26 protein-coding genes are annotated in these 24,620 nt (G+C 61.8%); 6 read left to right on the top strand and 20 right to left on the bottom strand.

Annotated elements, in window-relative coordinates:
- Positions 1 to 4: 4 nt before the first annotated feature.
- The 4 genes from V7E26_RS00200 to V7E26_RS00215 form a co-directional block, all read right to left on the bottom strand.
- Positions 5 to 1,165: an ABC transporter permease gene (locus tag V7E26_RS00200; RefSeq protein WP_324412213.1), complete on the bottom strand. Its 1,161-nt coding sequence runs from the start codon at positions 1,163 to 1,165 to the stop codon at positions 5 to 7.
- Positions 1,162 to 1,842 (bottom strand): ABC transporter ATP-binding protein, encoded by a 681-nt coding sequence (locus tag V7E26_RS00205; protein WP_324412451.1) that lies wholly within the window; start codon positions 1,840 to 1,842, stop codon positions 1,162 to 1,164. Before V7E26_RS00205 ends, V7E26_RS00200 begins: the two co-directional genes overlap by 4 nt.
- Before the next feature lie 48 nt (positions 1,843 to 1,890).
- On the bottom strand, positions 1,891 to 2,955 hold the full coding sequence (locus tag V7E26_RS00210; protein ID WP_324412215.1) for an efflux RND transporter periplasmic adaptor subunit: 1,065 nt from the start codon (positions 2,953 to 2,955) through the stop codon (positions 1,891 to 1,893).
- A 394-nt stretch (positions 2,956 to 3,349) separates the two neighbouring features.
- Positions 3,350 to 4,363, bottom strand: coding sequence for a zinc-dependent alcohol dehydrogenase family protein (locus tag V7E26_RS00215; RefSeq protein ID WP_324412217.1), 1,014 nt, complete (start codon positions 4,361 to 4,363; stop codon positions 3,350 to 3,352).
- Between the two features lie 183 nt (positions 4,364 to 4,546).
- Here V7E26_RS00215 and V7E26_RS00220 point away from each other — a divergent pair, with 183 nt between their 5' ends.
- Positions 4,547 to 5,410: a DUF2066 domain-containing protein gene (locus tag V7E26_RS00220; protein WP_324412219.1), complete on the top strand. Its 864-nt coding sequence runs from the start codon at positions 4,547 to 4,549 to the stop codon at positions 5,408 to 5,410.
- Positions 5,411 to 5,422: 12 nt separating this feature from the next.
- Here the strand turns inward: V7E26_RS00220 and V7E26_RS00225 are convergent, their stop codons facing one another.
- The 5 genes from V7E26_RS00225 to V7E26_RS00245 all read right to left on the bottom strand — a co-directional run bounded on the left by V7E26_RS00225 (position 5,423) and on the right by V7E26_RS00245 (position 10,925).
- On the bottom strand, positions 5,423 to 6,403 hold the full coding sequence (locus V7E26_RS00225; RefSeq protein WP_324412221.1) for a calcium-binding protein: 981 nt from the start codon (positions 6,401 to 6,403) through the stop codon (positions 5,423 to 5,425).
- A 392-nt stretch (positions 6,404 to 6,795) separates the two neighbouring features.
- On the bottom strand, positions 6,796 to 7,770 hold the full coding sequence (locus V7E26_RS00230; protein WP_324412223.1) for a TRAP transporter substrate-binding protein: 975 nt from the start codon (positions 7,768 to 7,770) through the stop codon (positions 6,796 to 6,798).
- A gap of 13 nt (positions 7,771 to 7,783) precedes the next feature.
- Positions 7,784 to 9,091: a TRAP transporter large permease gene (locus V7E26_RS00235; protein WP_324412226.1), complete on the bottom strand. Its 1,308-nt coding sequence runs from the start codon at positions 9,089 to 9,091 to the stop codon at positions 7,784 to 7,786.
- A 1-nt stretch (position 9,092) separates the two neighbouring features.
- Positions 9,093 to 9,638 (bottom strand): TRAP transporter small permease, encoded by a 546-nt coding sequence (locus V7E26_RS00240; protein WP_324412228.1) that lies wholly within the window; start codon positions 9,636 to 9,638, stop codon positions 9,093 to 9,095.
- Between the two features lie 264 nt (positions 9,639 to 9,902).
- Positions 9,903 to 10,925: an LLM class flavin-dependent oxidoreductase gene (locus V7E26_RS00245; protein WP_324412230.1), complete on the bottom strand. Its 1,023-nt coding sequence runs from the start codon at positions 10,923 to 10,925 to the stop codon at positions 9,903 to 9,905.
- 674 nt (positions 10,926 to 11,599) lie between these two features.
- On the opposite strand from V7E26_RS00245, the gene V7E26_RS00250 reads away from it, so the two are divergent.
- The 3 genes from V7E26_RS00250 (at position 11,600) to V7E26_RS00260 (ending at position 15,267) form a co-directional block, all read left to right on the top strand.
- A complete protein-coding gene (locus V7E26_RS00250) occupies positions 11,600 to 13,147 on the top strand; it encodes a UbiA family prenyltransferase (protein WP_324412232.1) in 1,548 nt (515 codons plus the stop codon).
- Positions 13,148 to 13,196: 49 nt separating this feature from the next.
- On the top strand, positions 13,197 to 13,529 hold the full coding sequence (locus V7E26_RS00255; protein ID WP_324412234.1) for a DMT family transporter: 333 nt from the start codon (positions 13,197 to 13,199) through the stop codon (positions 13,527 to 13,529).
- A gap of 139 nt (positions 13,530 to 13,668) precedes the next feature.
- The gene (locus V7E26_RS00260; RefSeq protein WP_324412236.1) at positions 13,669 to 15,267 is read left to right on the top strand and encodes a glycosyltransferase family 39 protein; all 1,599 of its coding nucleotides are present in this window, start codon (positions 13,669 to 13,671) and stop codon (positions 15,265 to 15,267) included.
- A 310-nt stretch (positions 15,268 to 15,577) separates the two neighbouring features.
- Here V7E26_RS00260 and V7E26_RS00265 read toward each other — a convergent pair whose 3' ends face one another.
- Complete coding sequence (locus V7E26_RS00265; RefSeq protein ID WP_324412238.1) at positions 15,578 to 15,700, bottom strand: hypothetical protein; 123 nt, start codon at positions 15,698 to 15,700, stop codon at positions 15,578 to 15,580.
- A gap of 238 nt (positions 15,701 to 15,938) precedes the next feature.
- Here V7E26_RS00265 and V7E26_RS00270 point away from each other — a divergent pair, with 238 nt between their 5' ends.
- A complete protein-coding gene (locus V7E26_RS00270) occupies positions 15,939 to 16,133 on the top strand; it encodes a hypothetical protein (protein WP_324412239.1) in 195 nt (64 codons plus the stop codon).
- A 623-nt stretch (positions 16,134 to 16,756) separates the two neighbouring features.
- On the opposite strand, the gene V7E26_RS29950 is transcribed toward V7E26_RS00270, so the two are convergent.
- The 6 genes from V7E26_RS29950 to V7E26_RS00295 form a co-directional block, all read right to left on the bottom strand.
- The gene (locus V7E26_RS29950; RefSeq protein WP_442893330.1) at positions 16,757 to 16,867 is read right to left on the bottom strand and encodes a DUF3551 domain-containing protein; all 111 of its coding nucleotides are present in this window, start codon (positions 16,865 to 16,867) and stop codon (positions 16,757 to 16,759) included.
- A 16-nt stretch (positions 16,868 to 16,883) separates the two neighbouring features.
- Positions 16,884 to 17,228, bottom strand: coding sequence for a carboxymuconolactone decarboxylase family protein (locus V7E26_RS00275; RefSeq protein WP_324412241.1), 345 nt, complete (start codon positions 17,226 to 17,228; stop codon positions 16,884 to 16,886).
- A 120-nt stretch (positions 17,229 to 17,348) separates the two neighbouring features.
- Positions 17,349 to 17,720, bottom strand: coding sequence for a succinate dehydrogenase, hydrophobic membrane anchor protein (gene sdhD, locus V7E26_RS00280; protein ID WP_324412243.1), 372 nt, complete (start codon positions 17,718 to 17,720; stop codon positions 17,349 to 17,351).
- Positions 17,721 to 17,731: 11 nt separating this feature from the next.
- A complete protein-coding gene (gene sdhC / locus V7E26_RS00285) occupies positions 17,732 to 18,136 on the bottom strand; it encodes a succinate dehydrogenase, cytochrome b556 subunit (protein ID WP_324412246.1) in 405 nt (134 codons plus the stop codon).
- Positions 18,137 to 18,160: 24 nt separating this feature from the next.
- The gene (locus V7E26_RS00290; RefSeq protein ID WP_324412453.1) at positions 18,161 to 18,958 is read right to left on the bottom strand and encodes a succinate dehydrogenase iron-sulfur subunit; all 798 of its coding nucleotides are present in this window, start codon (positions 18,956 to 18,958) and stop codon (positions 18,161 to 18,163) included.
- Between the two features lie 171 nt (positions 18,959 to 19,129).
- Positions 19,130 to 20,023 (bottom strand): XdhC family protein, encoded by an 894-nt coding sequence (locus tag V7E26_RS00295; RefSeq protein ID WP_324412248.1) that lies wholly within the window; start codon positions 20,021 to 20,023, stop codon positions 19,130 to 19,132.
- A 97-nt stretch (positions 20,024 to 20,120) separates the two neighbouring features.
- Here V7E26_RS00295 and V7E26_RS00300 point away from each other — a divergent pair, with 97 nt between their 5' ends.
- Entirely contained in the window at positions 20,121 to 20,378 is a 258-nt protein-coding gene (locus V7E26_RS00300; RefSeq protein WP_324412250.1) for a hypothetical protein, read from the top strand.
- 656 nt (positions 20,379 to 21,034) lie between these two features.
- Here the strand turns inward: V7E26_RS00300 and V7E26_RS00305 are convergent.
- The 4 genes from V7E26_RS00305 to V7E26_RS00320 are packed head-to-tail and all read right to left on the bottom strand — an operon-like array spanning position 21,035 to position 24,469.
- Positions 21,035 to 21,481, bottom strand: coding sequence for a cytochrome C (locus V7E26_RS00305; protein ID WP_324412252.1), 447 nt, complete (start codon positions 21,479 to 21,481; stop codon positions 21,035 to 21,037).
- A 13-nt stretch (positions 21,482 to 21,494) separates the two neighbouring features.
- The gene (locus V7E26_RS00310; protein ID WP_324412254.1) at positions 21,495 to 21,734 is read right to left on the bottom strand and encodes a hypothetical protein; all 240 of its coding nucleotides are present in this window, start codon (positions 21,732 to 21,734) and stop codon (positions 21,495 to 21,497) included.
- A gap of 9 nt (positions 21,735 to 21,743) precedes the next feature.
- A complete protein-coding gene (locus V7E26_RS00315; RefSeq protein WP_324412256.1) occupies positions 21,744 to 23,072 on the bottom strand; it encodes a c-type cytochrome in 1,329 nt (442 codons plus the stop codon).
- Entirely contained in the window at positions 23,069 to 24,469 is a 1,401-nt protein-coding gene (locus tag V7E26_RS00320) for a cbb3-type cytochrome c oxidase subunit I (RefSeq protein ID WP_324412258.1), read from the bottom strand. Before V7E26_RS00320 ends, V7E26_RS00315 begins: the two co-directional genes overlap by 4 nt.
- Positions 24,470 to 24,620 lie beyond the last annotated feature (151 nt).

Consider the following 24,620-nt stretch of genomic DNA (forward strand, 5'->3'; position numbering starts at 1 on the left):
GGTCTTAACCCCGTCCGAGCGCGGTTGCGATTTTGAGCCGCATGGCGCTGAGCGCCGGAATGATTCCCGTGATCAATCCGAGCGCGATCATCAGCGCCAGCCCCTGCAGCACGATTGCGGGCGATACCGAGAAGGCAGGGGCGACGTTGGAGAGGCTGTTGCGCAGCGCCATCGCGATCAGCGCCGCGATTGCAAGGCCGGGGATGCCGCCGAGCAGCGCCAGCAGCACGGACTCGCCAAGTACCATCGTCAGGATGCGCGGGCCGGAAAAGCCCAGCGTCTTCAGCACACCGATCTCACGCGTGCGCTCGCGGATCGAGAGCGCCATGGTGTTGCCGACGATCATCAGGATGGTGACGAAGGCAGCTCCGACGACCAGCAGCACGATCAGCGCGATATTGCCGAACTGGGCGGCAAAGGCCTTGCCGAACGCCTTCTCGGTGTCGGTCGAGGTTTCCGCGGTGGAGTTGGCGAACATCGCGTCGATCGCCTTGGCCACGCGGTCGTTGTTTTCGGGCGAGGTGGTCTGCAGGATCATCCAGCCGATGGTGTCCTTGCCGAAACTGCGGGTCTCGTCGAAGTAGGGATATTGGAACAGCATGAAGTTGGTGTCGACGTGCTCGGCCTTGCCTTTGATGATACCGGCAATGGTGAGATCCCAGGTGTGGCCGCCGCTCTTCTGGCTGAAGATGTTGCTCTGGATCGGAATGCGGTCGCCGATCTTCCAGCCCCATTTCTGCGCCAGCTTTTCGCCGACCACCGCGCTGCCGCGGTCGCGCATGAAGGCCTGGAGCTGGTCGGGCGCGACCTCGAATTCGCTGCGGTAGACGTCGAAATAGCTGTTCGGCTCGATCGCCAGCGCCATGATGAAGTTCTTCGGGTCCTGATAGTAGCCGCCGAACCAGTTGGCGAAGGTCACCTGGCGAACGCCTTCCACCGCTTTCACGCGGTTGAAATAGGCGATCGGCATCGGCTGGGTGAAGTTGATCTTGTTGACCGTGATCATCCTGTCGGCGGCGGCGCGATCCTCGCCCGCGGTGAAGGCGCGGTAGAACCCGGCGAGAACGCCGAAGATCATGAACGCGATCAGGATCGACACGATCATCAGGCTGGCGCGCAATTTGCGGCGGAACAGGTTCTTCCGTACCAGATCGAAATCGTTCACGCGGCAAGCCCCCGTTCGACGAAGCGGCCCTTGTCGAGATGCAGCACGCGCTTGGCGTAGTTCGCCGCCGCCGGATCGTGCGTCACCATCACGATGGTCTTGCCGAGTTCGCCATTGAGCAGTTGCAGGATCGAAAGGATCTCGTCGGCGGATTGCCGGTCGAGGTCGCCGGTCGGTTCGTCGCACAACAGCAGGTTCGGGTCCGAGACGATCGCGCGCGCGATCGCCACGCGCTGCTGCTGGCCGCCGGACATTTCGCGCGGCCGGTGCTTGATGCGGTCGGCGAGGCCAACCACGGAAAGCGCGGTTTCAACCCGCGCGGCGCGCTCCTTGCCGCGCAGCTTGGTCAGCAGCAGCGGCAGTTCGACATTCTGTGCCGCGGTCAGCATCGGCATCAGATTGTAGAACTGGAAGATGAAGCCGATATTGGCGGCACGCCAGGCCGCCAGCTCGCCCTCGGAGAGGCCGTCGATGCGCCGGTCGGCGACGGTGATCTCGCCGGTATCGGCGCGGTCGATGCCGCCGAGCAGGTTGAGCAGCGTGGTCTTGCCCGAACCGGACGGCCCCATCACCGCGATGAAATCGCCGCGGGGGATCGTGAGGTCGAGATGATCGAAGATCGAGATCGTTTCCTTGCCCTTGGTGAAGCGCTTGTTCACGTCGGCAAGGCGAACCATCGGCTGTTCTGCTGTCACGTTCGTCACCTCTTCCAGATCGTCCGGGAGCTAGTTCGCGGCGGCGGCTTCAGCCGTGCCATTGGCCTTGGCCTCGCGCATGAAATTCACCTTCACCGCCATGTCGGGCAGGATGCGCGGGTCCTTTTTCTCGAAGCGAATGCGAACCTTCACGGTGGCCTTCTCGCGGTTTGCCGTCGGCACGATGGCGATCACCGAGGCGGGAATGGTCCAGTCCGGATAGGCGTCGAGCACCGCATTCACGGGTCCACCGGGCACGACCCGGCCGATGAAGGCCTCGTTGACGTCGACCTCGATTTCGATCGAATCCATGTCGACGATGGTGCAGATGCCGGTTCGGGTGTAGCCGCCGACCGACATCGGCGAAATCATTTCGCCGGGCTGGGCGCTGCGGTCGATCACGACGCCGGAGAACGGCGCCTTGATCTGGTGCTTGTCGAGCAGCGAGCCCGAGCGCTTGGCGTCGATCCTGGCGGTCTCGAACTGCGACTGGGCCTGGCGCAGTTGCGCGCTGAGCACGCCGACGCGGGCCTGCGCCTTGGTCAGGTCGGCCTCGGTCGCGAAGTTCTTTTGCGAGAGCGTATGTACGCGCGTCATGATGCGCGTCGCATCTTCCAGATCGGCTGTGATCGCTGCAACAGCCGCATCGGCCGTCTCGACGCGCGAGCGGGCGAGTTCATAGTCCTTTTCGGCGAGCACGCTGTCGAGCCGCGCGACCACCTGGCCTTCAGCCACCGTCATGCCCTCGTCGATGAAGACCTCGACCACCTTGCCGGTGATTTCGGCCGCAACCGTTGCCTTGCGGCGCGCCACCACGTAGCCGGAGGCAGCAAGATTGCCCGCGATCTTGTTGCTCGCCGGAGCTTGCGCAGCAGGCGGCGGTGTCTGCGGCTGCGCGGCGGGCTGCGACGCAGTTTCCCTGGCCGGATCCTGCCTGCTGAACTCGTACGCGCCAAAGGCAGCGGCGGCGGCGACGACGCAGACGGCAGCGGTGATCGCGACCGGCATCCAGCGGCGGCCGGCGCTGCTTTCCACCTTGTCGGCGCTGCGATCGATGGTCAGCGATCTCAGCAGTTCGCTCTTGTCTTTGTTCATTGCTCATTTCCACCGGCGGCTCATTGCGGTTGCCGCGCGAACGGCGTCCTTCTCGCGCAGGTGGTCCCGCTCACACCCGGTCTACATGTCTCGCTACAGAACGGGGCAGACCTTCGGCGCTTCCCAAGGCAGCATCCCCAGCCTGGTTGTAAATCCGTTCAGCTCTCGCGAACGCCAGGCGGCGCCCGTTATCGGCGAGGCGAATGACATGAATTTAAAGCCTAATGGTGACGGAGGCAATTGGTGCTGTCCGCAAGAGTTGTGTGGCTGATGTTGCCAGTTGTGGCCATGAGCATCGAGGCCCCTTCGGTCGGGAAGCCCGGCGATTGAGAATGCGCTCAAAACCCGGCAAAATCTTGCAACGGAGGAGCCGGTCCGGGGCGGGGCGTCGCGCTCAGCCGATCGCGATCGCCACTTTGCCGAAATGCGCGCCGCTCTCCATGTGGAAGAACGCCTGCTTCGCCTGATCGAACGAAAAGGTCTTGTCGATCACCGGCTTCATCCGCTGATGCGCGATCGCGTCCACCATGGCCTTGAGATCCTCGACCGATCCGACGGTGACGCCCTGCAGCCGCTGCTGCTGCATGACCATCAACGGGAGGCGCGAGTCGGCTTGCGGCGGGCCGGCGAGCACGCCGATGAAGGCAATGGTGCCGCCGATTCTGGTAGCCCGGATCGATTCGTTCAGCGTGCCGACGCCGCCGACCTCGACGACGAGATCGACGCCGTGGCCGGTCCATTCGCGCGCCCTCTTTCCCCAATCCGGCGTAGCCTTGTAGTTCAAGGTGTAGTCGGCGCCAAGCTGCCTGAGGCGTTCGATCTTGGCATCGCTGGAGGACGTCGCGATGACACGGGCGCCGCACATTTTCGCAAACTGAAGCGCGAACAGGGAAACCCCACCGGTGCCCTGGGTCAGAACGGTCTGGCCGGGCTTGATCCCGCCGAGCTTCACGACGGCGCTCCAGGCGGTGACGCCGGCGCAGGGGAGGGCCGCGGCTTCGACGTCGCTGAGGTGGTCCGGCGTTCGGACCAGCGCATGCTTCGGAAAGATCCGGTATTCCGTCAGCACACCGTCCGCGGAGCCGCCGAGCGCGGCGCGCATCTTGGTTTCGCTGGGCTCGCCGCCGAGCCAGCCCTCGAAGAAGCTGCCGATGACGCGGTCGCCGGCGGCGAACTCCCTCACGTCAGGGCCGACCCGTTCGACCACGCCCGCGCCGTCGGAAAGCGGCACGAGCGGAAATTTCTGGCGCGAACCGTAGCCGCCCTTGACGGTGAGTAGATCGCGATAGTTCAGCGTGGCGGCCTTCAGCCGCACCAATACCTGGCCCTGGCCGGGTTCCGGCACCGGCTTGTCCACGGAGGCGAGCCCCTCGATTCCGCCCGGTCCCTGCAGCTCATAGCACTTCAACGGAATCTCCCTTGGCGCAGTCGGCTGAGCGCCATATTGCCGCAAAGGCTCAAGCTCCGCCAGCGGGCGGTATGCTCCGCCGGAATATTGGTCACTCGAAAAGTTGCGTTTCCGCACAATCGAACGAATGCTCGAATGGAGGTGGCCTCGCGTGGAGACCCAGCCGTGATTGATTTTCGCGTCATGAAAAACAGGCCTGTCCTGAACCGGCCCGGTAGGGGCCGCGCGATTGCCGGGATATTTCTGGCGGCCGTCCTGATTTGGTGCATCGGCGCTGCTACGGCTGCGGCAGGCGAACTCTATCGCGCGAAGGTCACCGTGACGGGGCAGGGCGAGGCGAACCGCATTCTCGGCTTTGCCGCCTGCCTGGAAGACGTCCTCATCAAGGTCTCAGGCGCACAGAAGCTCGCGGGTGATCGCCGGCTGGCAACGTACAAGTCGAACGCAAAGGACTTCGTCACGGCATTCAGCTATCGCGACCAGTTTTTCGGCAAGCCCGTCCGCGACGAGCAGGGCACCCGTGACCGGCCTTACGACCTGACGGTCGATTTCGAGGAGGGCAAGATCGACGACATCCTCAGGACGTTCGGCCTCAAGCCATGGCTTTCACACCGTCCGGTGCTTGCCGTTTTCGTCGCGATGGAGCAGGGGCCGAGGAAGTACGTCGTGACGCTGGATGGCGCCCAATCCGACCTGCAGCGCGACGCGCTGCTTGCCGCCGGCGAGAGGCGCGGGATGTCTGTCGTGCTGCCCGGTGCTGCGGCGCTGGCGAAATCAAACGTCAACGGTGAGACGCTTGGGACGGCGTCATTGTCGACGCTGGCGCCGATCGCAGCCGAGCAGGACGCTGAAGCCGTTCTGACCGGACGACTGGTCTGGGACGACCGGCAACTCGGCTGGGCCACGCAATGGCAGATCGATTGGGCCGGCCGGACGCATCGCTGGCAGCTTCGCGGCGTCACGTTCGACGAAGCCTTCCGGCGCGGTATCGGCGGCGCGGCCCAGGTGTTGTCGGGCAATGCCGATACATCAGGAAAGGGCGACTGAGGCTGCCACCCGCTATGCCGACGTAGAGCTCGCAAGCTGCAGGGAAAGCGTCGACGTGTACGCAGATATCATCTCGATCTGACCGGGTCGGGCGCGCATTGCGCTGAACATGTCGACCTTGATCTCGGCGCTCGAGCCGTCGGCAAAGGAGAGGTTTACCGCATCAGAGCCGAGGTTCAGCGTCAGCTGATCTTTGCCGTCACCGAACGATATCGTCGCGACGTTCCCTGAAATCGTCACGTTCATATCCTTGGCCGACAGCCCCTCGCCCAATTTGATGGCGACGTCGCGATTGACGAAGACGGTATCCTTGCCATCGCCGGCGTTGAACAGGACTGTGGATCCGGTGTCGGCGCGAATGACATCGTCGCCGGAGCCGCCGCTGACGGTCGCGCCGTTGGCCGCATCGATGACGTCGTTGCCCGCTCCACCTTCGACATAACCGCCGGCACGGGCCGAGATCAAATCGTCGCCGTCACCGCCATAGGCGCGGCTACCGCGCCACACCGCGATGGTGTCATTTCCATCGCCGCCGTCGACCACGCTGTTGGACCAGGCGCTGATCGTGTCGTTTCCGGCGCCGCCCCTCGTCACGGTATTCGACCAGGCGCGCACAACGTCGTCGCCGTCGCCGCCGTCGACCACGCTGTTGGACCACGCGCGGATCGTATCGTTTCCGGCGCCACCCAGTGTCACGGTGTTCGACCCGGCGCGCACCACATCGTCGCCGTCGCCTGCATCGACGATACTGCCGGACCCGACCTTTATCCGGTCGTCGCCGCTGCCCCCAATGGCGATTGATCCCGACCGTGCCCGGATGACATCATCGCCGTCGCCACCAGAGGCTACGCTGTTCGACCCGACCCTGATCCGGTCATTGCCGTCGCCGCCATCGATGAGGCTATTGCTCGGGCCAGACAGTCTGTCGTTGCCGTCGCTCCCGAGCAGATACAGCGCACCAAATTCCTGCACGCGAAGCAGATAGGCCTGCACGCCCGTTGACCGGCTGGGACTGCCGGTGGATGGCTTCGCCGGTCCGTCCTGAGGGCCTGGGCTGGACGAAGCCCGATGCTTCGCTGCGAGATCGGCCAAAAGCCGAGGCGGCTCCGGCGCTTGCGGCAATTGCCATGCACGAAATGACGGGAGGAAGGGGTTGTTGGAAGGCACTTGCATGGGAGTATTCCCTAACACAGTCGCCGTCCTTCCTAGCCAGCGACATACTATGAAATATGTCCGGAGGTTATCGCGTTAGCCCTAACAAACGGTTATCCGGCGGCTCGCGGTGTATCAATTTCGGAATCGGCGTGCGGCCGCGCGATCGCAGGTAGGGCGAAACAGCAAGAGCCCGGCAAGCGAATGCCGGGCTCTGCGAGGTGGCGGCAGTCCTATTTCCTGTAGGTGGCGATCACGGCTTCACCGTCGGCGCCGGCCTTCTTGAGCCAGTCGGCGGTGAGCTGCTCGCCGATCTTCTCGAGGCCGGCCTTCAGCGCCGGAGGCGGCGGCAGTACCTTCATCTTGTTGGCCTCGATCTGTTCGAGATACCACTTCGCCTTTTCCTCGGCGAGCTTCCAGCCGCGTTCCTCGGCGACGGCTGCGGCCTTGAGGATCGCCTCCTGGGTCGGCTTGTCGAGCGCATCGAACGCGGCCTTGTTCACGAAGGTCACGTTCTTCGGAATCCAGGCCTGCGTATCATAGAAGTGCGTCATGCTTTCCCAGGCCTTGCTGTCGTAGCCGGTCGATCCCGAGGTCATGAAGGCGTTGACGACGCCGGTCGCCAGCGCCTGCGGCAGTTCCGCCGCCTGGATGGTGACGGGCTGCGCACCGACCAGTTCGGCGATGCGCGAAGTGCCGACGTTGTAGGCGCGCCACTTCAGGCCCTTCATGTCCTCGACGCTGTTGATGTCCTTCTTGGCATAGATGCCCTGCGGACCCCACGGCACCGCGAACAGCAGCATGAGGCCTTGCGAGGCGAGCTTCTTCTCGATCGCCGGCTTCGAGGCCAGCCACAGTTTCCTGGACGCCGGATAGCTCGTCGCCAGGAACGGGACGACATCGATGCCGAACATCGGATCTTCGTTCTCGTGCAGCGAGATCAGGACCTCGCCCGCCTGCGCCTGGCCGGTGGCGACCGCGCGCTTGATTTCCGGCGCCTTGAACAGCGACGCCGCCGGATGCACGATGATCTGCAGCTTGCCGCCGGTGGCGTCACCGACGTCCTTGGCGAAGGCGATCAGGTTCACCGAATGCGGATTGTCGGCCGGGTACGCCGCCGGAAGATTCCATTTGGTCTGCGCCAGCGCGGGAACGGCGAAAGCCGCAACGCAGGCAGCGATCGCGGACGTTTTCAAAAGCCTCAACATGAAACACCTCTCTCTAGCCAGGGAACGCCATTTGCGGCAGCACCATCGCGATCGAGGGAAAGACCGTGATGATGGCAACCGCGAGAACGAGCAGGAAGAAGAACGGCAGGGCCGCCTTGGCGACCGTGTTGGAGTCCTTGCCGCTCATGGTTTGCAGGACGAACAGGTTGAAGCCGACCGGCGGAGAGACCTCGGCCATCTCCACCACCAGCACCAGGAAAATGCCGAACCAGATCAGATCGAAGCCGGCCTGCTTCACCATCGGAATGACGATGGCGGTGGTCAGCACGATCATCGAGATGCCGTCGAGCGCGGTGCCCAGCACGATATACATCACGGTCAGCGCGGCGATCAGCGCGTAGGGGCTGAGATGCAGGCCGTTGACCCAGTTCGCCAGCGCCATCGGGATGCCGGTATAGGCCATCGAGGTGCCCATGTAGGAGGCGCCGGCGAGGATCAGCAGGATCATGCAATTGACCCTGGTCGCGCCCATCACGCTCGCCCAGAACGACTCCCAGGTCAGCGCGCCCTGCCACCACGCGATCGCGAGCGATCCCAGCACGCCCCAGGCCGCGCATTCGGTCGCCGTCGCCCAACCCATCAGCAGCGACAGGAAGACGAAGACGATCAGCAGCAGGCAGGGAATGAGATTGAGCGATTCAGAGATGCGCTGGCGCAAGCTCATGGCGGGTTCCGCCGGCGGCGTGCGCTTCGGATTGGCGAGCGACCAGATCGCGATATAGCCCGAGTAAAGCACCATCACGAGCAGGCCCGGCAGAAATCCGGCGAGGAAGACCTGGATGATCGAGACGTTGGCCTGAACGGCATAGACCACCATGGTGATCGACGGCGGGATCAGGATGCCGAGCGTGCCCGCGCCGGCGAGCGAGCCCAGGCTGAGATCCTCGTCATAGCCGCGCTTCTTCAGTTCCGGCAGCGCGATCTTGGCGACAGTGGCGCAGGTGGCGGCCGACGAGCCCGAGACCGAGCCGAACACGCCGCAGGCCAGCACGTTGACGTGCATGAGCCGGCCCGGCAGCCAGTTCAGCCATGGCGCAAATCCGCGAAACATCTCCTCCGACAGCCGCGTCCGAAAGAGAATTTCGCCCATCCAGATGAACAGGGGCAGGGCGGCCAGAGACCAGGACGCGCTGTTGCCCCACACGGTCGTCGCCAGCACGCTGCCGGCCGGAATGTTGCCGCCCGCGAACTGCATGCCGGCCCAGCCTGTCGCCATCAGGGCGACGGCGATCCAGACGCCGGCGCCGAGCAGCAGCGCAAGAAAGCCGAGCAGGATGGCGGCGATCGAGAGCAGCTCCATGTCAGACCCCGCTCTGCATGGCGCGCTCGACGATTTCCTCGGCGGTTTGCGGCTTCGGCTGTTCATAGCGCGGCGAGAAGCCGCGCAGGACGTGGATCAGCTCGTCGACAAAGGCGATGAAGAGAATCACGAGGCCGCCGCTATAGCCGAGCTGTGGAATCCACAGCGGCACCGCGATGACGCCTTGCGAAATGTCGGAAAACTTCCACGACTGCCAGGTCATGACCGAGGCGTGCCAGGCGAAAAAGCCGATGAAGCCGGCGCCGATGAACAGCGCTACGATCTCGACATAATGGCGCGCGTTGTCGCCGAGGCGATCGATCAGGAGGCCGACGCGGATCATCTCGCCGTGCCTGAATGTATGGGCAAGCCCGAGAAAGGCGGTCGCCGCCATGCACCAGGAGATGAAGTCATCGCCCGCCGGAATATTGATGCCGAGCGGCCGGCCGCCCGACAGCAGCATCATCAGCACGAAAATCGCGATGAGGAAGAGGCCGGCGAGATAGCCCGAGAAAAGGTAGAGCCGATCAAGAAATACACGGATCATATTATACCTTCTGCCTCGCACGCCTATTGGCTGGAAGCAATAGACGTACCACTACCGGCAACAATTCGCCTTTGGGAGGACATACCGATTCTACCCGCCGAAACGGATCGCAAGAAAAGCCCCCGAGAGAGCAGGTTTTCGAAGTTGGCCGGGCCAGTCAAGCTGGCGGGAGGCGTGCAATCCCGCGACCGTGCGACGCCGGGGCCGCGCCCGGCCAATCGGCCCGTTGCCGATATCGAGCGCGTGCTGCTGCCGACGCCAGCCTCAACGCCAGCCCAGCGCAGGCGCGACGTGCGTCAGGATCGATTCGATCGCGTGGACATTGTAGGCGACGCCGAGTTGATTGGGGACGGTGAGGAGGAGGGTATCGGCTTCGGCAATGGCGTCGTCTGCCCTTAACTGCTCGATGAGCGCGTCCGGTTCGGCGGCGTAGCTGCGTCCGAAGATTGCGCGTGTTCGCTCGTCGATGAATCCGATCTGATCTTCAGCTTCGCCGCCGCGCCCGAAATACGCGCGGTCGCGATCGTCCATCAGCGCGAATATGCTGCGGCTGACCGAGACCCGCGGCTCGCGCGCATGGCCGGCCTCTTTCCAGGCCGCGCGATATTGTCGGATCTGAGCGGCCTGCTGGACGTGGAACGGCTCACCGGTCTCGTCGTTCTTGAGCGTGGAGCTCTGCAGATTCATGCCGAGCCTGGCCGCCCACACCGCCGTGGCGTTCGAGCCGGCACCCCACCAGATGCGCTCGCGCAGGCCCTCCGAATGCGGTTCGAGGCGAAGCAGGCCCGGCGGGTTCGGAAACATCGGTCGGGGATTCGGCTGCGCAAAGCCCTGCCCGCGCAACAGGTCGAGAAAAACCTCCGCGTGACGCCGCCCCATGTCGGCATCGTCCTGGCCTTCAGCCGGCCGATAGCCGAAGTAGCGCCAACCGTCGATCACCTGTTCCGGTGAGCCGCGGCTGATGCCGAGCTGAAGCCGTCCACCCGCGATCAGGTCAGCCGAGCCGGCGTCCTCGATCATGTAAAGCGGGTTCTCGTAGCGCATGTCGATGACGGCCGTCCCGATCTCGATACGGCTGGTCTTCGCGCCCACCGCCGCGAGCAGGGGAAACGGCGACGCCAGCTGGCGGGCGAAGTGATGGACTCGAAAATACGCGCCGTCCGCGCCCAATTGCTCGGCTGCAACCGCCAGTTCGATGGATTGCAGCAGGGTATCGGCGGCAGAGCGCGTTTGCACCTGGGGTGACGGGGTCCAATGACCGAAAGACAGGAATCCGATCTTTTTCATTGGGAGCTCGCTGAGCAAAAGTTCAGGTTGGACACCAGCGGAGGTGACCGGATATCCCGCTTCTGCCCCAAATGGACGCGGAGGGCCATGGCCAATCTCGGGTGTGAGGCTCACAGCGGACAAGCCGTGGCGATTGCGTCTAGCGACCGATTGTCGCTGCCGAAACCAGCCAGAACCTGTCACAAATTGCGATGCCGGGTAGCACCCCGACTTTTTTCCCTGCGGTCAATCGACGCGCCTCGGCGTCCTCGCGGCGGACGACGCGTCGCGCGGCGACGACGAGCTCCTCGAAGACGATGCGGTATCCTGGCCCTTTGCTGATTTATCCCGGCGGGAGTGATCGGAAAACGGCAGGGAAAAGGACAGTTGTGGTTCGCTATGCGCGCTCCGCGAGTGCATGGGCGCCTTGATCGATTGCATTTGAATCGAAGGCTGGAGTACTTCCAACGTCATCCAGTTACTGATGACGAGTAGAAGGCCCTTGCGGCCGGATAGTCGCTGCCGTTGCCCGGGACTCCCGGGATCGATAAGTTGATTCGTGATTCCTGCTGCCGCTCGCGCAGAAGTTGTTAACCATGCGCAGCATTTGTGATTAGTTGTTTTTGATTGTACCTGCATCTTATAGATGTTGGGACTGAATTCATTGCGATAGAGAGCAAGAAAAGGGATTGAGTGTGACGAGCCACAATGAGTTATCCGCGGCTGCTTCTGTCCTTGATGAGAGTTCCGACCGGGGGCTCAATGCTTCGTCGACAGGCCGCTCGCGGACCGACGCATCCTTGGTCTCCCGTGGCCGTGGCAAACCTCTTTGCGTAGATCTTGACGGCACGTTATTGCGTACGGACTCGCTCATTGAGAGCGTGCTTTCGCTCATTTCGGATAGTGCCGCACTTGGCAAGCTGCCCCGGTTGTTTGCGACGAGCCGGGCAGCCTTCAAGCAGCGGGTCGCTGCGCTCGCGGAATTGACCCCGGAAATTCTGCCTTTCAATGCTGAATTGCTCGAGTACCTGCGGGAACAAAAACTGAAGGGGCGCAGGATCGTGCTCGCCACGGCGGCGGACGAGCGGACGGCGCGCGACATCGTAGAGCATCTCGAACTGTTCGACGACATTGTCGCCTCCAACGGCGTGCGCAACCTGAAGGGCGAAGAAAAGGCAAAGGAGCTTGTGCGTCTCTACGGACACAAGGGCTTCGACTATGCCGGTGACAGCCGCGCCGACCTTGCCGTGTGGCGCGACGCCGACGGGATCGTCATTGTGAATGCCTCGTCCGTGGTTGCACGCAAGGCGCGAACGCTCGGCAATGTTGTGGCGGAAATCGATACTCGCCAGAGCGTGGTGTCGGCGGCGATCCGCGCCATGCGGCCGCATCAGTGGGTGAAGAACCTGCTCGTATTCGTGCCTCTTCTGGCTTCGCGGTCCTTTTTTGACTGGCCAGGGCTGCTCGGGTCCCTCGGAATGTTCGCGAGCTTCTGTGCGACGGCTTCGGCGATATATCTGATCAACGATCTCCTCGATCTGGCGACGGATCGTCGCCACCCACGCAAGAAGCATCGTCCGTTCGCGAGTGGCACGCTGCCGCTGCCAATTGGCGGCGTGCTTGCGCTCGCGCTGCTGGTCATGGGCTTCATGCTCGCGCTATCCGTCGGGGCGGTCCCCTTGCTGGTGACCTACGCGGGGATATCGCTCACCTATTCGCTCTGGCTCAAGAAGTATCCACTGCTCGACGTTTTCATCCTGGCGGCGCTGTACACGGTGCGCATCGTCGCCGGTGGCGTAGCCTCGGGCCACCTCGTGTCGCTGTGGCTGCTCGCCTTCTCGGGCTTCACATTCCTCAGTCTTGCCCTGGTCAAGCGTACCGGAGAATTGATCACGACGACGCAGCCCGGCTCCGAGCGCACGGCGACGCGGCGCGGATATCGTTCGGGGGATATTCTGATTCTGCAGATGTTCGGCGTCGCTTCCACCTTCGCGTCGAGCGTCGTTCTGGCCCTGTTCGTCAACAGCAGTACCGCCTTGCAGGAATACACTTCGCCGGAGTTGCTCTGGGGGTTCGTGCCTCTGATACTGTTCTGGCAATTGAGGCTCTGGCTTGCGACGGATCGAGGAAAGATGCACGACGACCCGATCGTATACGCTTCGCGTGATTGGGTTTCCTGGCAGGTCGCGGTCGGCGTAGTTGCGATCGTGCTGCTTGCATCGTGGGGGGGCAGACTTTGGTAACGAAAAGCGGAATCTCCGATTGTCCCCGGGCTCCTTAGCGCTCATCCTCGTGAGCGTCGCGCTGTCGGCGGCAGCTCAAATCGCGTTCAAGTTCGGAGTATCGTCGGACTCTGGACAGTGGACGCATACGCTTCTTGGGACGCTGGCGAAATTGGTGACGCCTGGTGTTCTCATCGGGTTGGCTCTCTACGCGCTTGGCACACTTCTTTGGCTGACGGCTCTTGGCAGGGTGGAACTCTCGCAAGCATATCCGTTCGTCGGCATCGGCTTTGTGCTGACGACGATTGCCGGCTGGTGGATTTTCGGCGACCAAATCTCGGTGCAGCGAGCAACCGGAATCGCGCTCGTGGTGGGCGGAATTGTGCTCGTGGCGAGAAGCTAAGCCGTCTCACCAGGAGTTCGAGGGCTTGTCCACACCGACAATCGGACCAATTCGGTTTCTCTATCTTTACGAGTGAATGTCGGCGATGAACTCACGGCCTGTCAGTTCCATTGAGATGCGGCTACCCGGTGGCAGCGGCTTGCTGCTGATCATGCTGGCCGCTCTCACGCTCCGTGCATTGTGCGCCATTCTGTTCACGGGCGAAATCGATACTGAAGGTGCGGAGTATGCGCGCATCGCGCAGAATATCATCGCCGGCAAGGGTTATGAGGGACTGGCAACCCAGGGCACGCAGCTATTCTTCCCACCGCTGTTTCCGTTTCTGATTGCCGGCGTGTCGCTCATTACCGGCGACGCCGAAATCGCGGGACGAATTCTCAACGTGCTGTCGGGAGCGCTGTTGGTATATCCCGTTTATCTTGTTGCGCGCCGGATGTTCGATGAAGCCATAGGGCTCGGAGCCGCCGGCTTGATCGCGGTTCATCCGTACCTCGTGCAGTTGTCGACCACGGTGTTCTGCGAAGCGACATACCTGACCTTGCTATTGACGGCGCTGTATTCGGCGATGTCGGCCGTCGACAAGCCGACGTGGCGCCGTCTGACCGTCTCTGGCGGACTCTACGGCTTCGCCTATCTCGTTCGGCCCGAGGCGTTCATCTTCATGCTTGTCGGGATGGCCTTCATCTTGCTCGGGCAGGTGCTTCTCAGCCACGGCAATTTGCGTGCGGTCATGCGCCGCGTTCTGGTGATGCCAATCTGCTTTTTTGTCGTGGCGAGCCCCTATATCGGCTGGCTTTCACTTCAAACCGGCAAGCTGCGAATGGAAAGCAAGAGCCCGCTCAACGTCGCAACGGAACTGCGCATTCAACAAGGGCATCGTTTGGAAGACGCAGCATTTGGCGTCGACAAGGACCTGATAGTGCAAGGTGTGTGGAATCAGCCCAACATCAACATAGTCAGATCGCCTGGCGTAAGCACCCGGGAGCTCGTGACCATGATTGCAAACAAATCCTGGAGGGTGGTGGCCAACCTGTACAAGTCCGTTGCAACCAGCTGGGAGTTCGGTTCGCCGGCATTGTTCGCGCTCGCCATCCTCGGATTGTTGGGCGGCCCGTGGCGCCGAAGCCTTGCATTGGACCAGTTGCAGCTGGTCATACTGTTGGCACTTTCCACTTTCGCTACTTTTTTCATCTATTACTCGGCGATACGGTTTTATGTCCTGTTTCTAGTATTTTTCTGCATTTGGGCAAGCGCAGCGACAATGAGATTGATGCTATGGATACAGAGGTTGGCGGCCATGTCGGGTCTGGTCGCGCGCCGGCAAGCGCTTGCGGGAAGTGCCGCGCGAATCCTCGCCGGTGCGGCCATAGTAATTCCATCCGCCGTATGGACATACCCCGTGTTGTCCGAAGCTCTTGGCACGCGCCCGATAGAGGCAGTTAGCACCAGTCTTGCTGCGTCGGGAGCGCCCATGCGCATAGCCGATGTTGAAACCCTCCACGCCAATGCCGAGTTTGTCTGGTTGCCATATTGCGACGAGATCACTGCGTTGCGATATCTGGAAAAGATGCAGGTGACGCAGGTGGTCGTACGCAGTGACGAACTGGAATCGAGGCCATACCTGAAGAAATGGATGGAAGAGGGGGTACCCAATTCGCGGCTTGCTGCGCGTACGATTTCCGGTACTGGCGACATTGTCCAAGTCTATGATCTTCACCGCACAGGGCCGGGTGGATGATCGGTGTCGTCATCGACACCCACCTTGGAGCCCTCCACTCGTCACGGGGAGCAGCCATGAACGGACTTTCGAAGCGTGACCGGTGGGTGCTTGCGCTGTTCGCTTTCGTCACCTTGGGGACGGCGCTGGTCATCCTGAACTGGATCATGGGTTGGTATTGACACCCCTTGACAGCCGGGTGGCGGCTTCGCCGGAAGTCAAAGCCGTCACTTTCGACCGGTCCATTTCGTTAATCCGCCACCGAGACGATAGCCGCTCGACCGGAGCGGGAGGATTGCGACGGGCCGCAGTACGGCCTGTCGCTTTTCGATCAGGCGCGCGTCGATAGCGATACACCCAGCTTTGCCGCCATGACGCTGGTCGCGCCCGGGGTACGTTTCAGTGCCCTGGCGATCTTGGCGACGCCTGACTTCGCCTTGGCCATGGTCTTCATGGTTCGAATATCATCCTTTGTCCATGCACGGCGAACTACCTTCTTAGCTTTTGCCATTGTTTTCTCCAAACTGAATTTGGCAGCAATCTCGCACATCCAGTCAGCAATCAATGACGGCGCTTTCATTGCGCAAATGTGAAAGCGAGTTGGCGTGCGAGAAAATAGTGGACGTGTGAACCAGCTAACTTTTGCCCGCCGGAGAGTGTGCGCATGTATGCTTCAAATTGGAGGCAGGCAGATGGACGAACGGTTCTATCGGGATAGAGCGCGCGTTCTAAGGGAATTGGCGACCGAAGCCGATCCGTTCATCAGGAAGCGGCTTTTGCGCCTTGCGAGCAGCTATGACGACATGACCGCAGGACAGAAAACGGGTGGTCAGGAGCGAAAGACGCCTGCGCAAGGTTCGGAGGCGGATAGTCTCGACGGAAACTAGGATGCACGTCTGGTGAAGTTCGCCGAAAGTGCTGTCGGGACTAGTCAAGGGCGAGCGGTCTGACTTCGTTCCACGCGGGCGCCGTCAAGAAAAAATCATATGTTAGCTGGTTCACACTCCTCTCTGCCTCCAGTTGATATAGTTCAACCCTGCATCTGGCAGGAAATTGTCGAATTCGTGCTGTCCCGGTTGGGGCGTGTTTCTCGACCTGACGGTTCATGCGCTGAAGAGCTCAATCCAGGCCGGCGCCGCCCGGGACCATGTCGTGGGGTATACTTGCGGCTTCGTCACAATCGGCGACGCAGGTGGAAAAGCGAACCGTACGAAGGGACTCGCGGATGGCTGGAGCGGGCGAGGAGCCCAATTCTGTCGCTGCCGAAAGGTGGCGGCGCATCCCGTGATTGTGGGGGCACCTTGAAAACGACTCGGCTATCCCATCGATTTTCCACGACCCCGCATTTTGAAAACGGGCCGCGTTGAGCGGCCTGTTCGCGGATGGTTGCGGCTCGGATCGACCGACAGCGGGTAGTGCGACAGGTTGAGCGCCACCTGCTGATGGGTGGTGCCGCCATGGTTGTCTGAGATCGTCAGATCGTAGACGTCGTGGACGACATGGTCGCGTCCTAACCGAAGGTGCCGACCCTCGGTGATGCGCTACTTCGGCGACCCTTGTAGAAGGGATTGGAGATGCAGGTCATACGTCTGCCCGAGGCGGCGGCCCGGCACTGCGCCATGCCGCGCGAAGCTCAGCTACGGCGTCGGCTTTTCCGCCTCATCCATCGCTGCCAGCGAAACGGCGGTGTGCGCATAGGCGCCTCCCGCTCGCATTTCGGCGGCAACCCAGATCGCCTCCATCAGTTCCTGGCGCGTGGCGCCCTGCCGCAGTGCGGCCTTGGTGTGCCCTTTGATGCAATAGGGGCACTGCGTCACATGTGCGACCGCGACCGCGATCAACTGCTTGGTCTTTGCCGGTAGAGCGCCGTCGGCGAACACCTGGCGGCTAAAGGCCTGGAACGCTTTTTCGGTCTCCGGCGCGAGTGCCCGGCGCTTCTCGGCAAGCTCACGTGACGCCGGCGGGTACAGGGTATCAGTCATCTGAGAACTCCGCTTTTTTCGATGAGAGCGGAACCACGGTCCGTTGCGGGTCCGGCCTGACCGCTCGCCGCTAATGATAACCAACGCACATCGCGTACTCCCGCAGCAGGACCTCCTCCTTCAGCCACCAAACGCAATTTTCAGGATCGCCAGGAGACCTGCAACCGCCACCGCAAAGCAACCCAGGCGCACCGCGACCAGCGCCGGGAGTTTGATCCGTGAGTGAACATAATCTTCGATCACCACCTGGAGGCCGAGCGCCGTATGATGGAACAACGCGATCAGAAGGAGCGCGATAAGCGTCGTCGTGACGGGCATCTTGAGCCAGGAAATCACTTGCGCGTAGCCGTCGTTCGCATGCATCACCATTGAGACTGTAAGCCACACGATGAGTGGGACGAGGGCAACCGCCGAGACGCGTTCAAGCCACCAGTCGTGGACGCCGTCTCGTGCCGATCCGAGCCCAAGCGCCCGGCCCAGCGGGGAACGCATCCGTACTCTGCTCATCGACTGGATCCTGCCAGGGCGATTCCGACGGCCCAGGTGAGAACCGTGAACGCCATGCTCGCTGCCACCACTGTCCATCCTGAAGCATAGATCGCGCGGAGGCTGAAGCCATAACCGGCGTCCCAGGCAAGGTGTCGAATGCCGCCGCACAAGTGCAGGAAGAAGGAGAAGGTGCAGCCGAACAGCAGGATCGAACCGGCCCAGGACCTGACGAACACATCAACGGCGGCGTAGGTGTCCGGTCCGCTCGCCGCTGCAATGAGCCAGACCGCCAGCGCGACAGCATACGCGCCCAGCGCAACGCCGGAGATCCTGTTCGCGATCGACAAGACGGAGGTAAGCTGGGGTCTGTAGATCTGAATGTTAGGCGAAAGTGGACGATCTGATGGAACGTTTGGCATGAGTCGATCCTCCTCCCCCTTCTTTCAGCGCCGGCGTTCGATCAGCATATTCTTGATATCCGCGATTGCCTCTCCGGGGTTCAGTCCCTTGGGACAGGTTCGGGTGCAATTGAGTATCGTGTGGCACCGATAGAGGCGGAATGGGTCTTCGAGATCGTCGAGCCGCTCACCTGTCGCCTCGTCGCGACTGTCGCTGAGCCAGCGCGCGGCTTGAAGCAGAACGGCAGGCCCCAGGAATCGATCTCCGTTCCACCAGTGGCTCGGGCACCCCGAGGTGCAACAGAAGCAGAGAATGCATTCGTATAGACCGTCAAGTCGCTTCCGTTCCTCGAGCGATTGAAGCCGCTCCCGTTCCGGATCCGGGGTCTTGGAACGGAGCCAGGGCTCGATAAGACCGTGTTGCGCGAAGAGGTGGGTCTGGTCCGGTACGAGGTCCTTGACGATCCTCATGTTCGCAAGTGGATAGATTGTCGCCGGTGTAGCCAAATCGGAAATGAATCTGGTGCAGGCCAGCCAGTTCGTGCCATCAATGTTCATCGCACAGGAGCCGCAGACACCCTCGCGACAAGAGCGGCGGAATGTGAGGGTCGGATCGACCTTGTTCTTGATCCAGATGAGGGCATCCAGGACCATCGGACCGCAGTCGTCAAGATCGACCTGATAGGTATCGACGCGAGGATTTTTCCCGGAGTCGGGATCGTAGCGATAGACGTCAAGCCGCTTGATCCGCGTCGCTCCGCGCGGAACTTCCCACGTTCGTCCAGCTTCGATGCGGGAATTAGCTGATACACCGAAGTTCTTCGGTACCGGAAAACGCTTCAGCAGCGTGGTACGAGGTACCTCATGCGAGTGTCGAATGATCACGTCGTGCCTCCTCTCGGCCACCGGACGCGCGGGCCCGGGAATCTTCGTTCAAATGCGCTCCGGCAAATCGCCAGCCCCGGGCGAGCAGGCAGACCATTGCAAATGTCGTCGCGGGATCTCGACATGCATTCAGTCTCCCGCGGCCCGTAACCGAGGATGGTCCGAGAGCAGGGCTGGATGTCGTGTGTCGACCGTCGAGGCAGGAAGCGCGTTGCTTCGAGGGAAGCGTTGCCGAGTACGGCGGCGGCGCTCCAGGACCGCCTCGCCGATGACCGATAGGGCGATTTCTTCGGCCGTGCGGGCGCCGATATCGATACCGGCGGGAGCGTGAATGCGGTCAAGGGTTGGCTGGTCGAAGCCGGCTTTGCGCAGGTGGTCGATAACGAGGGCAGTTCGCTTCCTGCTCGCGATCAGCGCGATGTAGCCGACGTCGCTGGCAAGAAAATGCTGCAATGATTCATGGTCGCCGCGATGTTGGGTCGCAATGATCACGAAGTCGCTTGCTGTCAGCTGGAGCGCTCCGTAATCGGGGTCATCGGTAATGAGCCGCCTGGCGTCCGGATACCGATCCAGGGAGGCCATTGGATCGTTGACCGCAACGTCGAACGAGGTCAACGCACCGAGGTGACACAGGCATTCCGCCACCCGTCCGTGACCGAGAATCCAGAGCACGGGTCGTGGAATAATAGCCTCGACGTAGACCCGCATGCTGCCGCCACACGGCATACCTGCTCCAAGAATCTCATCGTCGAGATCGACATCGACGACTTGCGGAATTTCGGTTTCAAGGGATTCTATCGCGGCATGTGCAATGGTTGAATCTGCGCATCCTCCGCCGACCCACCCGCACGTCACAGCGCCATCGGCGTTGAAGATGGCTTTGGCGCCGAGCCGGGCCGAGGTCGAACCTTTCGCTTCGATCACGATGCCTAGCGCAAACGGCTCTCTGGCCGCCATCAGTTCTGCGGCTACCGTCAGAACGTCTGTTCCCGCGAAGTCAGCAGTTCGATCGGTCATTGCCATCGCTTTGCGCCCTGGCATTGCTGCGGACCTGATGACCGGGCAAGGTGGTCGCCGGCAATCGGCCCGGGTCCTTAGACAATCAGTTTCACTTCGATCCTTGCTCGATATCTCCAGGCAGGCAAACGAATTTAATAGCTTCATTGCAACAATAAAATTGTTGGATCGGCTGCACGATAAGGTGATCGCGGTGGACGTCGAGTCTGCGAGGACCTTTGTCGAAATCGTCAGGGGCGCGCAGTCTGTGCTGGCTGCCGAGGCGGCGCAGGCGATGGCTCGAAGCTCGCGTCGATCGGAATCCTGCCGCCATCAGTCTGTCCACGCTGGACGGCTGCGCCGCCGCTGTCGGCGTCGATGAGCCCGCTCGACGGGATCTGCTGAAACGCCCTTGTTCTCTGAAAGAGGACGATCAGGGTAGCGCAACGCGCCGTATTCCTTCCGCCAGCAGCAATAACTCTGCTGCGAAATTCCGCCCCCGACATGCCACAGCCGGCGTCTTGCCCCGCGACATCAAAACTTCAATTTGACGGAGCACCACAACAATCTGCTCCGCACTGTACGCTTCTTCGGCATCCAAAGCTCCTTTTCCAAGCCCATTCTCTCATATTGCTTGGCCCAAAAAAGCCCGGTCAGGTCATTCGGCGGGCATCCAAGTGTAGAACCCAGGCAACAGGAGGCACAACCTCGATCATGAGGACGGCGGCAGTGACGAGCCCATCTCCTGCGCACCCCGGGTAAGAACCACAAAGCCTCGCCGGCCTCTGCGACAAATGCTGCGACGTGGCCGAGATCGATGGCAAACGCGCGATACTGAAAGGCGGTGACGTGGTGGGGGCCGTCGTTGCGGTCATCGCAAAGCTCCTCTCCAATGCCGTACGCTGCAGTAATGTCGCGCCAAACGAAGGAGCGGTCTCTATTCAGTCACATTGATCGCGCGCAATATCGGAAGTCAAAGACACAAGCTTCGAATAGGCGGATGCTCCACCTTGTGGCAACGCTGGCGCCCCCGCTGCACTATTTGAACGGATTCATCGGCGTGGAATAAGTTGGTGTTTTCGCGTAATCCGGCGGAGCGTTCCACAGGGTGGCGATGTACCAGGCAGTCCAGGCGACGATAAGCAGACTCAGTACCCACACCCAAACCGGGATCGGCGAGGGCGATTCCGCCCGATGAGGCTCAAAGGGCTCTTCCGCTCCAAACGCGTTGACCATGAAGCGCACCGTGCCGTGGACGACGGCCCCGTCGCCCAGCCCAGTGACGGTGATCCCGGGGCCATTGCGGACCTGGAATCGAAGGTACCGGACGCCGACCTGTCCGTTGGTGTCTTGTGCTTCGATACGCAGGCCGTGCTCGCCGTCGGCAAGGCTCTTGGTGTCGAACGCCAGCTCGGTCGGCGGCCGCTTATCCGTGATTGGGTCCTTCGCGTCGTCGAGGTAGATGCGGATGCGCGGATCGGACACCTGTTGCGCTCCTCTAGCGGTCGGCGTCCAGGACGCGGTATTTTGGGTGGTCGGGGTCGCGTTCGCCGGGGTCGATGAGCATCCACAGCGCCGCCACGATGCATGCGAGGGTGGCAAGCCCTGTCGCGCCCACCACCAGCGCGTTGCCGAGCACCGGTCCGGCGAGGCTGTGACCGCCGGTGCCGGTTGCCGCAGGCGCGGTGCAGAGATAGCCAAGCGCCGAGAGAACCCAGGCGGTAATCGTGTCGGTCATCGTCGTCTCCTATTTCTTCGCGCGGATATTCGCGACATCGGCAGGGGTCACCAACGGCCCGTGGTTGCCCCACGAACTGCGCTCGTGATCTATGATATCGGCGATCTGCTGATCAGATAGCTTGTCAGCGAACGGCATCATTTCCGCCTCGTACTTCTGGCCGTTGATCGTCTTGCCGCCGAGCCCGTGCAGCACGGTGGTGATGTGTTCGGCGGGATCAGTGGCGTTAACGACCGGATCGCCGGCAAGTGGCGGGAAAGTGCCCGGTACGCCCTTGCCCTCGGCGCCGTGACACACGGAGCAGTTATCGGCGAATAGCTTTGATCCTTCCGCGGCATCGAATGCCGCCGCCGGAGCCTGCGTGGGCGGGGGTTGGGCCGCAGGCGCCGCAGCCTTCTGCAGCGGTTCGTTGGCGCGCACCGCGGTGACATCGGCCGCAGTGATCAGCGCGCCGTGATTACCCCAGGAGGAGCGTTCGTGGTCGATGATGTCCGCGATCTCCTGATCGGACAATTGATCGGCGAAATGCGGCATCTGCGCCTCGTATTTTTGGCCGTCGATCGCTTTTTCACTGAGTCCGTGCAGCACAGTGCTGATGTGTGCCTTGGGATTGGCGGCGTTGACCACCTGATCGCCGGCGAGCGGCGGAAATGTTCCCGGCACGCCCTTGCCCTCCGCGCCATGGCAGGATGCGCAGTTGTCGGCGAACAGCGATGCACCTTTGGCGACGTCAAACCCTGCTGCGCCGCTTGAGGACCCCGAAACGGGAGCACCGGGTTGCGCCTGCGTCAGCACGGGCTGCTTCAGCGACAACAGATAGGCCACCAGCGCCTTGCCGTCGTCGCTGGGGATGACGGCACCGCTTGGCGCGAACTGCGGCGGCAGTGGCACTCGCTTCTCTCCCTCCGGTACTCTGTCCACGATCCGAAACAGCCAGGGGAAGGCCGGCATGATCGACTGCGGCACCACGGCGCGCGGCTCATAGAGATGGATGTACTGCCATACGCTGCTCGATTGCCGTTTGCCGATATTGCTGAGATCGGGGCCGTTGCGCTCTGAGCCCAGCAATTCCGGAGTCTGGTAGGCATAATCGCCCGGTGCGGACGGGCGGCCGAAGGGTTTATCTCCGGAGAGCGGGCGGACCTGCTGGGTATGACAATAGACGCAGCCTTCCGCGACATAGACGTTGCGACCTCGCGCCTCGAGCGGCGTCAACGGTTTGAGTCCCGGCGTCGCGGGTACCTTCGATAGCCAGATTCCCGGCAGCACACCCATGAGGATCGCCAATCCAATGTAAATCAGCGTTGAACCGCCAAAAATCGCCAATGACCTGTTCATGCCGGCACCGTCTCCGCCGCGGCAAGGGCCGCGTAGGACCGACCGTAGGTCATGGTCCAGACATTGAAGGCAAAGACCAGATGGCCGGCAAACATGAGCGAGCCGCCGACGGAGCGCCACAGCCAGTAGGGCGCGGCATCTTCCACCGACTGGATGAAGGTGAGCCCCCGAATCCAGTCGAGCCCCTGAATCGTGCCGGCGGCCGAGAGCGCCGCAACGTAAATGGCAACACCAATGGCCGACAGCCAGAAATGGATGCCCATCGCAAGATTATAGGGATACTTTCCGGTAGCGCGCGGCAACAGTGCATAGACCCCGCCCCAGATTGCGAAGGTGACGAAGCCATACATCGTCAGATGCGAATGCCCCACGGTGTAATTGGTGAGATGCCAGAGTTGCTGGAGTGAGCGGAATGCCTCGAATGTGCCCTGCGTGGAGCCCAACAGGTAACCGTAGACGCCGACCAGGATAAACACCGCGGGCGAGCGATATATCCGTTCGTAGCGCCCGCGGAAGGTGAGAAGGAAGTTCGCGGTGCCGCCCAGCACCGGAACCAGCATGGCCACGCTGAAGACGATTGCCGTCGTCTGCAGCCACCACGGCAACGGGCTGAACTCGAAATGATGAGCGCCGATGATCGGATAGAAGACGAGATTGGTCCAGAACGCAAAAACGCCAAGCGAATACGAATAGATCGGACGGTTCAAAAGCTTCGGCAGCGCATAGTAGAACACACCCAGCGATAGTGGCGTGAACCACAATCCGACGGCGTTATGCATGAAGAAGGCCTGTACCGCGACCTGGCCCAACCCGAACTGGTACCAGGGCAGGATCGACACCACGACGATGACAATCGTCCACAGCGTTCCGCCAATGGTATACCAGTTGGAAAGATAAATGTGCTCACCTTCGCGATTCTCGACAGTGGCGATCATGTTCCAGACTGCGGTGATCAAGCCAAGTGCCAGAATCGCACGAATCCACCACAGCCATTCGCGGTACTCCTGGCCGTAGTTGAAGCCGAGATCGAGTGTTACGGTGCCAAGCACGGCGGCAAGATTGAGGAGCGCAAGGCTGATCCATGCGAGGCGTTCGCTGTAGAGGCGCGCGCCCGAACTGCGCGCCGCGATGAACAGCGCCAGCCCGATCAGTGCCTGGCTCGCCCACGCGTAAAATGTTCCGTTGGTATGGATCGCGCGCAGCCGCCCGAATGACAGCGCCGGCGTGGTGGCGAAATCCGGATAGGCGAACTTGAAGCTGACAAGAAGCCCTACGGCCGTGGTGAATACGAGCCAGATTGTCGCCGACATCACGTAAGCGGCGAGCACCCGCGCCAGAACGCGGTCATCCCGACTGTTGCCTGCTCGAAAGGGAAGCGTTGCCGCGCTGTCCGACACCATTCAACTCCCGCTTCGGCTTCAAGCCAATGAGCAACTTCCGGCTTTTCGGACGCAGTATCACGGCAGGCGCGATGGCGGTCCTTGCTCGAAGACATTGATCGCGAGCAAGATCGTGGAGCAGAGACGCAAGCTCGATCGGATCCAGATG

The organism is Bradyrhizobium sp., from assembly GCF_036735945.1.
In the GTDB taxonomy this organism is placed as follows: domain Bacteria; phylum Pseudomonadota; class Alphaproteobacteria; order Rhizobiales; family Xanthobacteraceae; genus Bradyrhizobium.